Raw genomic sequence first — 13,457 nt, forward strand, 5'->3', positions numbered from 1 at the left:
CGTATCTTCCACTGACAACCAAAACAACAGAATCACCAGCAAACGCAATCCATTATTTCACTGGGTGAAACAACTCAACGCTCGAGCGCTGGATGCTCGCGCAACGTCTTCACCGCGAAATCAACAAAACTGCGCACCCGGGCCGGCGCTTTACGTCCGCCCTGATAGACCACATGGATGGGTAATGGCGGCAGTTCGAAGTCGGCCAGAATGATTTCCAGCTCACCGGCGGCCACCTTGCTCGCCACTTGATAAGACAGCACCCGCGTGAATCCCAACCCCAAACAGGCTGCCGTGATGGCCGCCTGATTCGCCGTCACCACCAGCCGCGGTTCAGCCCGCACACTCAAGGTTTCGCCATCTTCAATGAATGGCCAACTCCTGAGTTGGCCAATGGCCGATGTCGCAATGATCGGCGCCTGGGCCAGTTCCTGTGGATGCCTGGGCCGGCCATGGCTGGCCAGAAACTGTGGCGATGCGCAGATCACCCGCCGCACCTCGCCCACGCGGATCGCATGCTGATTGCTGTCAGGGAGTTCGCCGATGCGGATGGCCACATCGACGCCCTCCTCGACCACGCTCACCACCCGGTCCACCAGCATCGCGTTGATGCAAACCTCGGGGAACTGCGTCAGGTAGCTCACCATCAACGGCGTGACAAACAGCTCTCCAAACAAAACCGGTGCGGTGATGGTCAGCTGCCCACGGGGATGGATATGGCTACCCGCTGCCGAGTCCTCCGCTTCCTGCACCTCGGCGAGAATTCTCCGACAGTCCTCCAGATATCGCTGACCGGCCTCACTCAAATACACGCTGCGCGTCGTACGTGTGAGCAGTTGCGTGCCAATGCGTTTCTCCAGCGCCGCCACCGCTCGGGTGACACTGGCCGCCGACAGGCCCAAACGCCGCGCCGCCGCCGAAAAACCCTGGTCCTGGGCGACGGCTGCGAAGACCTGCATTTCCTGGAAGCGGTCCATGGGCATGTCCTCATTTCAGATAGATAAATCGCAACCGAAGGCCGGAATGTTAAGCGCAAGAGTTCAACAACATAGTTGAGCGTCCGACCATCAAGTAAATCAATGGGCTACTGCACTCTAGCGCCTGCGCAGTAAAAACCAGGCGTGTCACACACCTCAAAAAACGGACCGCGGATTATTGATAATTATTGAGGATTATTATCTTGCGACGAGTGCAACTGTTCGCAATTATCCGGACCAGCCTGCTGCAACGGTTAATACCTGACAGGAAAAACGAGCCATTGGCACTGCGTCAAACCGATCTCCAGGTAAAGGCTCATCAGCGGGCACCATCAACTGCAGCACGATGCCGGTCTGCGTAAACAGGCGGAATATACGACTGCTCCTATACTACAAGCCACCCTGTTACCTATTGAGTTTTGGTAGGTACCTCGTTGAAATTTTCCCGACTTGAAGTAAAGCGTAATTGGGCTGTTAACGCTTGGACGGCTGTCCGTCGATCCTGTTTTCAGGATTCACGTAGTGGGGGAAGAGTTGAACTTCAACTGGCTGGCCAACCTGTGTGACACAGCAAGGAGTTCGAAAATGTTGCGCACTAACATTCCCGCTAGAGCACTGTCCGGTGGTTTGCTCGATGTACTGATTCGCGCCGGGCTCATTACGGTGCTGGTACTGTTCTGCTTCCAGATCTTTCACCCCTTCCTCAACCTCATGCTCTGGGCATTGATTCTGGCCATTACCCTGTATCCACTGCATGCGCTCATCAAGCGCAAGCTGGTCAACAAGGACGGTCATGCCGCCACCCTGATCGTGGTGGTCGCCCTGGCTTTGTTGATGGTGCCGATCTACCTGCTGGGCACCTCGATCAGTGAGTCGATCCAGGGCACCCTGGCTATCCTCAAGTCCGATTCGCTGCAGATTCCGCTACCCGGCGAAAAAATCGCGTCCCTGCCGCTAATTGGCCAGCCGCTCTATGACTACTGGATGCAGGCCGCCACCAACATGAGCAGCGTGTTCATGAAGCTGATGCCCTATATCAAGTCAATCGGCCTGACCTTGTTGGGCAAAATGGCCGACGTTGGTGTGGGTTTTCTGTTGTTCATCGGCGCCCTGATCATTGCCGGCGTGTTCATGGCCTATGGCGAAAACGGTGAAAGAAGCGCCCTGGCCATCACCTCGCGCCTTTCCGGACCGGAACGTGGCCCACGCATTACCGAGCTGTGCACTGCCACCATCCGTGCAGTCGCCCAAGGCGTAGTGGGCATCGCGTTCATTCAGATGTTGCTGGTCGGCGTGGGCTTCGTACTCATGGGCGTCCCCGGTGCCGGGCTGCTGGCGATGGTTGCGCTGTTGATGGGGATCATGCAATTACCGGTGCTGCTGGTGACCCTTCCGGTAATCGCCTATGTCTTCGCCACCGATGGCACCACCTTGGGCACCATCGTGTTTGGCATCTACAGCCTGATTGCCGGGATGGCCGACAACGTCCTCAAGCCATTGATGCTGGGTCGTGGCGTCGATGTCCCGATGCCGGTGATTCTGATTGGCGCTCTGGGCGGCATGGTGAGCGGCGGCTTCATCGGTTTGTTCATCGGGCCGGTAGCGCTGGCGGTGGGCTACCAACTGTTCTGGCAATGGGTCCAGGACCAACCGTCGGCCGAGGTACTGAACGAGACTCCCCAGATCGACGCGGAGAACGAGACTCCGAAAATCGAGGCAATGAACGATCAGCGTCCCGTCTGAGGAGTTTGCGCTTGATGCCATGCCCTGCTCGCATCAGCCGGCTGCTGCTCTGTGGCACTGTCGTTCTGGGTGGCTGCGTGCAACTGGGCCCGGATTTCCAGTCACCGGCCCAGCCCTGGGTCGAACACTGGAACAGCCCGGCCCTGGAAATCGCCGGGCAAAAGCGGGTGCAACCGGACAGCCGTCAATGGTGGCGCGTGTTCGACGACCCGGTGCTGGACCACTTGATCGCCGAAGCCGATGCCCACAACGCTGACCTGCTGGTTGCTGGCCTGCGGGTCATGGAATCCCGCGCGCAATTGGGTATCGCCCTGAGTGGACGCTACCCGCAATTGCAGCAGGCCAGCGCCGACAGCCTCTACCTGAACCGTCGACAATCGGGCGGTGCCAACCCTCAGGACACGCATTTCTGGCAATACAGCGCCGGTTTCGATATTGGTTGGGAGCTGGATTTCTGGGGGCGTTTCAGCCGTGCCATCGAGTCAGCCGACGCGTCCTGGTTTGCCGCCCAGGCCAACTATGAAAATGCCCTGGTGCTGTTGCACGCGCAGCTGGCGCAAACCTACTACGCCTTGCGCACCGCCGAGGCGCGCCTGCACATCGCCCGCAGTAACGCCGCATTGCAAAAGCGCAGCTTCGAGATCACCGAGCGCCTGTTCAAAAGCGGGGCCGAAGCCGAACTCGATCTGCAACAAGCTAAGACCCAGTACCTGGGCACCCTCAGTACCATCCCGGATTTCGAAAGCCAGGTGGCGAGCTTGCGCAATGCGTTGTCCACCCTGATCGGCCAGCCACCCGGCACGATCCCTGACCTTGATCGCTACACCGGGGTGGTGCCACTGCTCGATACCGCGGTCTTGCAGGATGTGCCTGCCAACCTGTTGGTGCGGCGCCCCGATGTTCGCGCTGCCGAGTTGCAAGTGGCGGCACAGTCGGCGTTGATCGGTGTGGCCGAGACCGACCTGTACCCCTCCATCAGTCTGCTGGGCAGCATCGTCTGGTCTGCCAGCTCGCTCAACGGTGCATCCAATACCCTCGACCTGGTGGCCGGCCCCAGTCTGCGCTGGGACATCTTCGACCATGGCCGGATCACCAACAACGTCCGGGTGCAGGATGCCCGCTTGCAGCAGTTGATCGTTATCTACCAGGACAGCGTGCGCCAGGCCGCGCGCGAGGCCGACGATGCCGCGACCGGCTTGATCAAGGCGCTGGAGCGCGACCAGATCCTCAGCGAAGCATCGGTGGCCGCCGAACGTTCGGTAACCCTGGCCAATGCCCAATACCGCGAAGGCTATTCGGATTTCCAGCGCGTGCTGGATGCCCAGCGCGCCCTGTTTGCCCAGCAGGATATCTACCTGGTTAACCGTGGCACCGCCGTCAACAGCCTGATTGCCCTGTACAAGGCCCTGGGCGGTGGCTGGTACAGCGACCGGCCGATGATCGACCCGGCCACCCGCCAACAAATGCAACAACGGACCGATTGGGGCGATCTGCTCGACGAACCGAAGGAAAGTGCCCATGACTGACAGCCAACAACCGGTCGAGAACACCTCGGTGCCCGCCGACCCGGCCAGAAAAGCGATCAACTGGGTGGTGTTGCTGATCATCCTGAGCCTGGTCTGGTACCTGTTGGCCGACCGCTACACGCCCTACACGCAACAAGCACGGGTGCAGGCCTTCATTGTGCCGGTGGCGGCAGAGGTATCGGGCCGGGTGACCAAGGTGCATGTACGCAACAACCAGGACGTCAAGGCCGGCGAATTGCTGTTTGAAGTCAATCCAGAGCAGTACCAGATTGCCGTCGATCGCGCCCGTGCCGACCTTGAGTCGACCCGTCGCCAGGTGGGCGCCAACACCGCCGGCGTCGACTCCAAGCAAGCGTCCCTGCGCGCGTCCCAGGCCAACGAGCTCAAGGCACGCCAGGACATCCAGCGGCTTGAACGCCTGTACCGCGAAGACCCGGGCACCATCTCCCTGCGACGCCTGGAGATATCCCGCGCCACCCTGGAAGAGTCCATCAGCCAGGTCGCTGCAGCCAAGGCCGAAGTGCAACGGGCACGGGAACAACAGGGCGGTAATGAAGAAGACAACGCCCAGATGCTCAGCGCCGCCAGCAACCTTGAAAAAGCCGAGCTGGACTTGAGCAATACGAAGGTCCACGCGCGCTCGGCCGGCCTGATCACCGATCTGCGCACCGATGTCGGCCAGTTCGCCAGCGCCGGTGCTCCGGTGATGACTCTGATCGCCATCCACGATGTCTGGATCAGCGCCGACATGACCGAAAACAACCTGGGAAGCGTCCAGCCCGGGACGCCGGTGTCCATCGTTCTCGACGCCCTGCCAGGGAAAATTTTCAAAGGCCATGTGCGCAGCGTCGGCTATGGCGTCGATGTCGGCCAGACCACCCAGCCGGGCAGCCTGCCAAAAGTGGAGAACAGCCGCGATTGGCTACGCCCTGCCCAGCGCTTTCCGGTCATCATCGAGTTCGAGCCCGGTGAGTTGACCAGCCCACAAGGTATCCGGTCCGGCGGGCAAGCCGAAGTCATGGCGTTCCCGAGTGAAGGTAACCCGCTGAATATTCCGGGTCGCCTGTTCCTGCGTCTGATGAGCTGGATGTCCTATGCGTATTGAGCGCCCAGCCCGGGTTCAGCGCGCCCTGCGCCTGGGCTTCGGCACGGCGCTGTGCCTGGCGGCGAGCTTCGGTCTGGCCCTGCCCATTCCCTTCCTCGCGCCGATGCTGGCGCTGATGATGCTGGCGGCAATGAACCGACCGTTGCCGTTCAAGGCCAGCCTGGGTCTGATCCTGATCCTGATGTTGACCACCGGGACCGGCCTGCTGCTCATTCCTCTGCTGCGTTACTACCCGCTTAGCGGCGTGTTGCTGGTCGGGCTGTGCCTGTTCATGGCGTTTGGTTACGGCCTGCGCGGCGGCAACCCGTTGGTGGCGACGTTCCTGGTGGTGGGCTTGACCTTGATCAGTGCGGCCGGAACCGCTGAATTCGCCCTGGCACTGGAGGTGATCGTGGCCCTGGTCAAGGGACTGTTCCTGGCCGTCACGACACTGACCATCAGCCATTGGCTGTTTCCCGACCCCGCCAGTGCCCCCGCAGCAAAACCCGGCCCGAGTCTTTCTCCCACCGAAAGCGGTTGGCTGGCCCTACGGGCCACGCTGGTGGTGCTGCCGACTTTCCTGCTGGCCATGGTCGACCCGGCCAGCTACCTGCCGATCATCATGAAAGCCGTCAGCCTCGGCCAACAAAGCTGCGCGACCAGCGCCCGCACCGCCGGCCAGGAATTGCTCGGCTCAACCCTGCTCGGCGGCCTGATGGCGATCCTTTTCTGGTGCGCGTTGAGCCTGTTCGTCAACCTGTGGATGTTCTTTCTGTGGATGTTGCTGTTCGGCCTGCTGGTGGCCAGAAAACTTTACGGCCTGGCCAAAACCCGACAACCACCGAGTTTCTGGCTCAACAGCCTGGCGACCCTGATCATTCTGCTCGGCCAATCGGTACAGGACAGCGCAGCGGGCAAGGACGTCTACACCGCCTTCGCCATTCGCATGGGCCTGTTCATACTGGTGACCTTGTATGCCTGTGCGATGGTGTATTTGCTCGACACGCGGCGGCAACGGCGAATTCAGTCCACCTAGAAACAGAAACCCCCCCTGAAAAGGGGGTTTTTCATTGTGGATAACTTATTCCACTGTGACCGATTTCGCCAGGTTGCGCGGCTGGTCAACGTCGGTGCCTTTGAGTACGGCGACGTAGTACGACAGCAGCTGCAGCGGGATGGTGTAGAGGATCGGCGACAGGATGTCGTGGATGTGCGGCATATGCACCACGTGAGTGCCTTCACCGTTGGTCATGCCGGCCTTCTCGTCAGCGAAAACGATTAACTGGCCACCACGGGCGCGGACTTCCTGAAGGTTTGACTTCAGCTTCTCCAGCAGCTCGTTGTTCGGCGCCACGGTCACCACTGGCATGTCGTTATCCACAAGCGCCAACGGGCCATGTTTGAGCTCGCCGGCCGGATAGGCTTCAGCGTGGATGTAGGAGATTTCCTTGAGCTTGAGTGCCCCTTCCATCGCCACCGGGAATTGCGCGCCACGGCCGAGGAACAGCGTGTGGTGTTTCTCGGCGAATAGCTCGGAGATTTTTTCCACGGTGCCGTCCATGGCCAGCGCCTCGCCCAGACGGGTTGGCAAACGACGCAGTTCTTCGACCAGCGTCGCTTCGACGCCTTTGGCCAAAGTGCCACGAACCTGGCCCAGGGAAAGCGTCAGCAACAACAGGCCAACCAATTGCGTGGTGAACGCTTTGGTCGAAGCCACACCGATTTCGCGACCGGCCTGGGTCAACAGGGTCAGATCGGATTCACGCACCAGCGAGCTGATGCCGACGTTGCAGATCGCCAGGCTGGCGAGGAAGCCCAGTTCCTTGGCGTTGCGCAGCGCGGCCAGGGTGTCGGCGGTCTCACCGGACTGGGAAATTGTCACGAACAAGGTGTCCGGCTGCACCACCACCTTGCGGTAGCGGAATTCGCTGGCGACTTCGACCTGGCAAGGAATGCCGGCCAGCTCTTCGAGCCAGTAACGCGCGACCATGCCGGCGTGGTAACTGGTGCCGCACGCGACGATCTGTACGTTGCGCACTTTGGCGAACAGCTCGGCCGCCTGTGGGCCGAATGCCTGTACCAGTACCTGGTTCTGGCTCAAGCGACCTTCCAGCGTGCGCTGCACCACGGACGGTTGCTCGTGGATTTCCTTGAGCATGAAGTGGCGGAACTCGCCCTTTTCAGCGGCTTCCGCGCCGTCGCGATACTGCACGGCTTCGCGCTCGACAGCCTGGCCGTCAACGTCCCAGATCTGCACGCTGTCGCGGCGGATTTCAGCGATATCGCCTTCTTCCAGATACATGAAACGGTCGGTGACCTGACGCAGGGCCAACTGGTCGGATGCCAGGAAGTTTTCCCCAAGGCCCAGGCCGATCACCAGCGGGCTGCCGCTGCGGGCCGCTACCAGGCGATCCGGTTGCTGCGCGCTGATCACCGCCAGGCCGTAAGCACCGTGCAACTCTTTGACGGTCGCCTTGAGGGCCACGGTCAGATCGCGCAGATCCTTGAGTTTGTGGTTCAACAGGTGGGAGATGACTTCAGTGTCGGTGTCCGAGGTGAACACATAGCCCAAGGCTTTGAGTTGTTCACGCAGGGCTTCGTGGTTTTCGATGATGCCGTTGTGCACCACCGCCAGGTCACCGGAGAAATGCGGGTGAGCATTGCGCTCGCACGGTGCACCGTGGGTGGCCCAGCGCGTGTGGGCAATGCCCAGCCGACCGACCAGCGGCTCGGCGGCCAACGCCTGCTCCAGCTCACTGACCTTGCCCGGACGACGCAGGCGCTCGAGTTTTTCATCGTTGGTGTAGACCGCCACGCCAGCGCTGTCATACCCACGGTATTCGAGACGTTTCAGGCCTTCGACGAGGATGGCGGTGATGTTACGTTCTGCGACTGCGCCGACAATTCCACACATGCTATTTCTCCTGACTGACAGCCGCGCAAATCAAAGTGATGCCGCGGGCCTGAATCTGATCGCGAGCCTCAAGCGGCAGGCGTTCATCGGTAATAAGGGTATGGACACTGCTCCATGGCAGCTCCAGGTTGGGAATCTTGCGGCCGATCTTGTCGGCCTCCACCATCACGACCACTTCGCGGGCGACGTCGGCCATGACCCGGCTCAGTCCGAGCAGTTCGTTGAAGGTGGTTGTACCGCGAACCAGATCGATGCCGTCGGCCCCGATAAACAACTGGTCGAAGTCGTAGGAGCGTAGTACCTGCTCGGCGACCTGCCCCTGAAAGGACTCGGAATGCGGGTCCCAGGTACCACCGGTCATCAACAGCACCGGTTCGTGCTCAAGTTCGCTCAGGGCATTGGCGACATGCAGCGAGTTGGTCATCACCACCAGGCCGGGTTGTTGGCCGAGTTCCGGGATCATGGAGGCGGTGGTACTGCCACTGTCGATAATGATGCGCGCATGCTCGCGAATCCGCGCGACGGCGGCACGGGCGATGGCTTGTTTGTATTTGGAAACCGGCTGACCAAGGTCCGCGACCAGTTCCTGAGGCATGGTGATCGCCCCGCCGTAACGACGCAGCAACAGGCCATTGCTTTCAAGTGCCGCCAGATCCTTGCGAATCGTAACTTCCGACGTTTCGAAGCACTTGGCCAACTCATCCACACTGACTTCGCCCTGCTCATTGAGCAAGGCGAGGATGTTGTGACGACGCTGAGGTGTGTTGCGCTTCGACATGAGCTGGTAAGTTTCGATTCGAAAGATAACGGAAGCAATCAAAACCTATCGGCGAAACTTCGTCAAGCGCCATGCGACAAAAAGAGCTGTGGATAACTTGTAGGAGCGAGCTTGCTCGCGAGAAATAAGAGAGCTACGCATTTTTCCAGAAAGAATGCGTCATCGTTCACGTCCATCGCGAGCAAGCTCGCTCCTACAAGGGAGTTGTGGATAACTCAGCCTTTCTTGACCTTCTCCGGCCGCTTCCAGCCGTCGATGTTTTTCTGACGAGCACGGCCGATGGCCAGCTGGGATTTATCCACAGTCGAGGTAATGGTCGAGCCGGCCGCCGTGGTCGCACCGGCGAGGATATCCACAGGCGCCACCAACGAGTTGTTGGAACCAATGAACACATCTTCGCCCAACACGGTTTTCCACTTGTTGGCGCCGTCGTAGTTGCAGGTGATGGTGCCAGCACCAATGTTGGTGCGCGCCCCGACTTCGGCATCGCCCAGGTAAGTCAGGTGACCGGCCTTGGCGCCTTCGCCCAGGTGCGCGTTTTTCAACTCGACGAAGTTACCCACATGCGCCCGGGCTTCCAGCACGGTACCTGGACGCAGACGCGCGAACGGGCCGGCATCGCTGCCTTCACCCAGAATGGCACCTTCGATATGGCTGTTGGCCTTGATGACCACGCCTTTGCGCAGGGTGCTGTCCTTGATCACACAGTTCGGGCCGATCACCACGTCGTCTTCGATGATGACCTTGCCTTCGAGGATCACGTTGATATCGATCAGCACGTCGCGGCCAACCGTGACGTCACCGCGAATGTCGAAACGAGCCGGGTCGCGCAGTGTCACACCTTGAGCCATCAAACGACGACCGGCGCGCAATTGATAATGCCGTTCCAGTTCGGAAAGCTGCTTGCGGTCATTGGCACCCTGCACTTCCATGGCGTCGTGCGGTTGCTCGGTGGCCACCACCAGACCATCGCTCACTGCCATGGCAATGATGTCGGTCAGGTAGTACTCGCCCTGGGCGTTGTTATTGGAGAGTCGGCTCATCCAGTCGCCAAGACGGGCAAACGGTAGCGCCAGAATGCCGGTATTGCCTTCGGTGATCTTGCGCTCGGCTTCATTGGCATCTTTCTGCTCGACAATGGCCGAGACCTTGCCCTGCACATCACGAACAATGCGGCCGTAACCGGTCGGGTCATCCAGCTCGACGGTCAGCAAGGCCAATTGCTCTGGCCCCACCTGCTTGAGCAGACGTTGCAGGGTATCGACTTCGATCAACGGCACATCACCATAGAGCACCAGTACGGTGTCGGACTGAATGAACGGCACGGCTTGAGCAACGGCGTGACCGGTACCCAACTGCTTATCCTGCAGAACGAAGTTCAGGTCATCCGCCGCCAGGCGTTCGCGCACGGCATCGGCACCATGACCGATCACCACGTGGATGCGCTGTGGATCAAGTTGCCGGGCGCTGTGGATAACATGGCCGAGCATGGAGTTGCCGGCAATCGGGTGCAAAACTTTCGGCAAAGCTGAACGCATACGCGTGCCTTGGCCAGCAGCGAGAATAACGATTTCAAGAGACATGACTGGCTACCAATCCTGGGTGGTCAGCGGCTGCGACCAGGTTGTAAAAATCGGAAAAGAAAAATGGGTTGCCGAGGCTACCCTTTTTTATCAATCACACAACAAGTGCAGCCTTAGTGGCCGAACTTCTTGCGGATCTGCTGGACGGTGCGCAGCTGAGCTGCAGCCTCGGCCAGACGTGCGGCAGCAGAACCGTAATCGAATTCCGCGCCTCGCTCATGCAAGGCTTTCTCGGCAGCCTTAACGGCTTCCAAAGCTGCGGCTTCGTCCAGGTCGGCAGCACGTTGCACGGTGTCGGCAAGAACCTTGACCATGTTCGGCTGAACCTCGAGGAAACCACCGGAGATGTAATACACCTCCTCTTCCCCGCCCTGCTTGACCAGGCGGATCGGACCTGGCTTCAGATTAGTGATCAGCGGCGCGTGACCCAGGGCGATACCAAGATCACCCAGTGCACCGTGCGCAATCACCATCTCGACCAGCCCGGAAAAGATTTCTCCTTCCGCGCTGACGATATCGCAATGGACTGTCATAGCCATCTGATTGCCTCAACCTAAATTAGCGCCCGTTGCCGGGCGCCGGGATTACAGTTTCTTGGCTTTCTCGATCGCTTCTTCGATGCCGCCAACCATGTAGAACGCTTGTTCTGGCAGGTGGTCGTAGTCACCGTTGAGGATGCCTTTGAAGCCAGCAATGGTGTCTTTCAGGGAAACGTATTTACCCGATGCACCGGTGAAGACTTCAGCCACGAAGAACGGCTGCGACAAGAAGCGCTGGATCTTACGAGCACGGTTTACCAACTGCTTGTCGGCTTCCGACAGCTCGTCCATACCCAGGATCGCAATGATGTCCTTCAGTTCTTTGTAACGCTGCAGAACGTACTGAACGCCGCGAGCGGTGTCGTAGTGGTCCTGGCCGATCACGTTCGGGTCCAGCTGGCGCGAAGTCGAGTCGAGTGGATCGACCGCCGGGTAGATACCCAGGGAAGCGATGTCACGGGACAGAACGACGGTAGCGTCCAAGTGGGCGAAGGTGGTCGCTGGCGACGGGTCGGTCAAGTCATCCGCAGGTACGTATACCGCCTGGATCGAAGTGATCGAACCTTCCTTGGTCGAAGTGATACGTTCTTGCAGAACGCCCATCTCTTCAGCCAGGGTCGGCTGGTAACCTACTGCCGAAGGCATACGGCCCAGCAGTGCGGATACTTCAGTACCGGCCAGGGTGTAACGATAGATGTTGTCGACGAACAGCAGAACGTCGTTACCTTCGTCACGGAACTTCTCGGCCATGGTCAGGCCGGTCAGAGCTACGCGCAGACGGTTACCCGGCGGCTCGTTCATCTGACCGTAAACCAGTGCCACTTTGTCCAGAACGTTGGAATCCTTCATCTCGTGGTAGAAGTCGTTACCCTCACGAGTACGCTCACCCACACCGGCGAACACGGAATAACCGCTGTGCTCGATGGCGATGTTACGGATCAGTTCCATCATGTTTACGGTCTTGCCTACACCGGCACCACCGAACAGACCGACTTTACCGCCTTTGGCGAACGGGCAAACCAGGTCGATAACCTTGATGCCGGTTTCCAGCAGGTCGTTGCCGCCTGCTTGTTCAGCGAACGAAGGCGCTGGACGGTGAATGCCCCAACGCTCTTCAGTGGCGATAGGGCCAGCTTCGTCGATCGGGTTGCCCAGAACGTCCATGATCCGGCCCAGAGTCGCTTTACCGACCGGTACGGAGATGGCTGCGCCAGAGTCGGTAACTTCCAGACCGCGCTTCAAGCCTTCGGTGGAACCCATCGCAATGGTACGAACCACGCCGTCGCCCAGCTGCTGCTGAACTTCCAGGGTGGTCCCGGCCGCGCTTTGTACTGTCAGCGCGTTGTAGATGCTCGGTACGCTGTCGCGTGGAAATTCCACGTCGATAACGGCGCCGATGATTTGAACGATACGTCCGCTACTCATAGCTGGATCCTCTGAATATTTGAACCGTTAAACCGCGGCAGCGCCGCCGACGATTTCCGAGATCTCTTGGGTGATCGCAGCCTGACGCGCCTTGTTGTAGACCAGCTGCAAATCGCTGATCAAATCACCGGCGTTGTCGGTAGCGTTCTTCATCGCGATCATCCGCGCAGCTTGTTCAGCCGCGTTGTTCTCGACCACCGCCTGGTAGACCTGCGACTCAACGTAGCGGACCATCAAGCCGTCAAGCAGCTCTTTGGCATCCGGTTCGTAGAGATAGTCCCAGTGGTGCTTGAGTTCCTGATCCGGGGTTGCCACCAGTGGAATCAATTGCTCCACGGTAGGCTGTTGCGTCATGGTGTTGATGAACTTGTTGGATACCACGGACAGGCGGTCAATACGGCCGTCCAGGTAGGCATCCAGCATCACCTTGACGCTGCCGATCAAGTCATTGATCGACGGCTCTTCACCCAGGTGGCTGATAGCTGCTACGACGTTGCCGCCGAAGTTGCGGAAAAAGGCCGCACCCTTGCTACCCACTACACACAGATCGATCTCGACGCCGTTTTCGCGGTTTACCGCCATGTCCTTGACCAAAGCCTTGAACAGGTTGGTGTTCAAGCCACCACACAGACCACGGTCACTGCTCACTACGACATAACCGACGCGCTTTACTTCACGGTCGATCATGAACGGGTGGCGATATTCCGGGTTAGCGTTGGCCAGATGGCCAATAACCTGGCGGATGCGCTCCGCATAAGGACGGCTAGCAGCCATGCGCATTTGTGCCTTGCGCATTTTGCTGACCGCCACTTTTTCCATGGCGCTGGTAATTTTTTGCGTGCTTTTGATGCTCGCAATCTTACTGCGAATCTCTTTTGCGCCTGCCAT

Annotated in this window: 11 protein-coding genes; 4 read left to right on the top strand and 7 right to left on the bottom strand. The window is 59.4% G+C overall.

Going from position 1 to position 13,457, the window contains the following annotated elements; translation table 11 throughout:
- Positions 1–74: 74 nt before the first annotated feature.
- Positions 75–977, bottom strand: coding sequence for a LysR family transcriptional regulator (locus tag AB4Z35_RS06955; protein WP_442096430.1), 903 nt, complete (start codon positions 975–977; stop codon positions 75–77).
- Between the two features lie 585 nt (positions 978–1,562).
- Here AB4Z35_RS06955 and AB4Z35_RS06960 point away from each other — a divergent pair.
- From AB4Z35_RS06960 to AB4Z35_RS06975, 4 genes are read left to right on the top strand one after another with little or no spacing between them, the layout of a single operon-like run.
- Entirely contained in the window at positions 1,563–2,720 is a 1,158-nt protein-coding gene (locus tag AB4Z35_RS06960) for an AI-2E family transporter (RefSeq protein WP_442096431.1), read from the top strand.
- A gap of 14 nt (positions 2,721–2,734) precedes the next feature.
- The gene (locus tag AB4Z35_RS06965) at positions 2,735–4,246 is read left to right on the top strand and encodes an efflux transporter outer membrane subunit (protein ID WP_442096432.1); all 1,512 of its coding nucleotides are present in this window, start codon (positions 2,735–2,737) and stop codon (positions 4,244–4,246) included.
- Positions 4,239–5,351: an HlyD family secretion protein gene (locus AB4Z35_RS06970; protein WP_442096433.1), complete on the top strand. Its 1,113-nt coding sequence runs from the start codon at positions 4,239–4,241 to the stop codon at positions 5,349–5,351. Before AB4Z35_RS06965 ends, AB4Z35_RS06970 begins: the two co-directional genes overlap by 8 nt.
- Positions 5,341–6,366, top strand: coding sequence for a DUF2955 domain-containing protein (locus tag AB4Z35_RS06975; protein WP_442096434.1), 1,026 nt, complete (start codon positions 5,341–5,343; stop codon positions 6,364–6,366). Before AB4Z35_RS06970 ends, AB4Z35_RS06975 begins: the two co-directional genes overlap by 11 nt.
- 45 nt (positions 6,367–6,411) lie before the next feature.
- Here the strand turns inward: AB4Z35_RS06975 and glmS are convergent, their stop codons facing one another.
- From glmS to atpG, 6 genes are all read right to left on the bottom strand, one after another.
- A complete protein-coding gene (glmS, locus tag AB4Z35_RS06980; protein WP_442096435.1) occupies positions 6,412–8,244 on the bottom strand; it encodes a glutamine--fructose-6-phosphate transaminase (isomerizing) in 1,833 nt (610 codons plus the stop codon).
- 1 nt (position 8,245) lies between these two features.
- On the bottom strand, positions 8,246–9,022 hold the full coding sequence (locus AB4Z35_RS06985; RefSeq protein ID WP_442096436.1) for a DeoR family transcriptional regulator: 777 nt from the start codon (positions 9,020–9,022) through the stop codon (positions 8,246–8,248).
- A gap of 215 nt (positions 9,023–9,237) precedes the next feature.
- On the bottom strand, positions 9,238–10,605 hold the full coding sequence (glmU, locus tag AB4Z35_RS06990; protein ID WP_442096437.1) for a bifunctional UDP-N-acetylglucosamine diphosphorylase/glucosamine-1-phosphate N-acetyltransferase GlmU: 1,368 nt from the start codon (positions 10,603–10,605) through the stop codon (positions 9,238–9,240).
- Positions 10,606–10,718: 113 nt separating this feature from the next.
- On the bottom strand, positions 10,719–11,144 hold the full coding sequence (locus tag AB4Z35_RS06995) for a F0F1 ATP synthase subunit epsilon (RefSeq protein ID WP_007985046.1): 426 nt from the start codon (positions 11,142–11,144) through the stop codon (positions 10,719–10,721).
- Between the two features lie 45 nt (positions 11,145–11,189).
- Entirely contained in the window at positions 11,190–12,569 is a 1,380-nt protein-coding gene (gene atpD / locus AB4Z35_RS07000) for a F0F1 ATP synthase subunit beta (RefSeq protein ID WP_008002330.1), read from the bottom strand.
- A gap of 27 nt (positions 12,570–12,596) precedes the next feature.
- A complete protein-coding gene (gene atpG / locus AB4Z35_RS07005; RefSeq protein WP_007934344.1) occupies positions 12,597–13,457 on the bottom strand; it encodes a F0F1 ATP synthase subunit gamma in 861 nt (286 codons plus the stop codon).

Source organism: Pseudomonas sp. KB_15 (assembly GCF_052114525.1).
In the GTDB taxonomy this organism is placed as follows: domain Bacteria; phylum Pseudomonadota; class Gammaproteobacteria; order Pseudomonadales; family Pseudomonadaceae; genus Aquipseudomonas.

Excerpts from the sequence above, each read along its gene's own strand:
- AB4Z35_RS06955 (WP_442096430.1), bottom strand. The coding sequence starts at position 977 with ATGGACCGCTTCCAGGAAATGCAGGTCTTCGCAGCCGTCGCCCAGGAC.
- AB4Z35_RS06960 (WP_442096431.1), top strand. The coding sequence starts at position 1,563 with ATGTTGCGCACTAACATTCCCGCTAGAGCACTGTCCGGTGGTTTGCTC.
- AB4Z35_RS06965 (WP_442096432.1), top strand. The coding sequence starts at position 2,735 with ATGCCATGCCCTGCTCGCATCAGCCGGCTGCTGCTCTGTGGCACTGTC.
- AB4Z35_RS06970 (WP_442096433.1), top strand. The coding sequence starts at position 4,239 with ATGACTGACAGCCAACAACCGGTCGAGAACACCTCGGTGCCCGCCGAC.
- AB4Z35_RS06975 (WP_442096434.1), top strand. The coding sequence starts at position 5,341 with ATGCGTATTGAGCGCCCAGCCCGGGTTCAGCGCGCCCTGCGCCTGGGC.
- glmS (WP_442096435.1), bottom strand. The coding sequence starts at position 8,244 with ATGTGTGGAATTGTCGGCGCAGTCGCAGAACGTAACATCACCGCCATC.
- AB4Z35_RS06985 (WP_442096436.1), bottom strand. The coding sequence starts at position 9,022 with ATGTCGAAGCGCAACACACCTCAGCGTCGTCACAACATCCTCGCCTTG.
- glmU (WP_442096437.1), bottom strand. The coding sequence starts at position 10,605 with ATGTCTCTTGAAATCGTTATTCTCGCTGCTGGCCAAGGCACGCGTATG.
- AB4Z35_RS06995 (WP_007985046.1), bottom strand. The coding sequence starts at position 11,144 with ATGGCTATGACAGTCCATTGCGATATCGTCAGCGCGGAAGGAGAAATC.
- atpD (WP_008002330.1), bottom strand. The coding sequence starts at position 12,569 with ATGAGTAGCGGACGTATCGTTCAAATCATCGGCGCCGTTATCGACGTG.
- atpG (WP_007934344.1), bottom strand. The coding sequence starts at position 13,457 with ATGGCAGGCGCAAAAGAGATTCGCAGTAAGATTGCGAGCATCAAAAGC.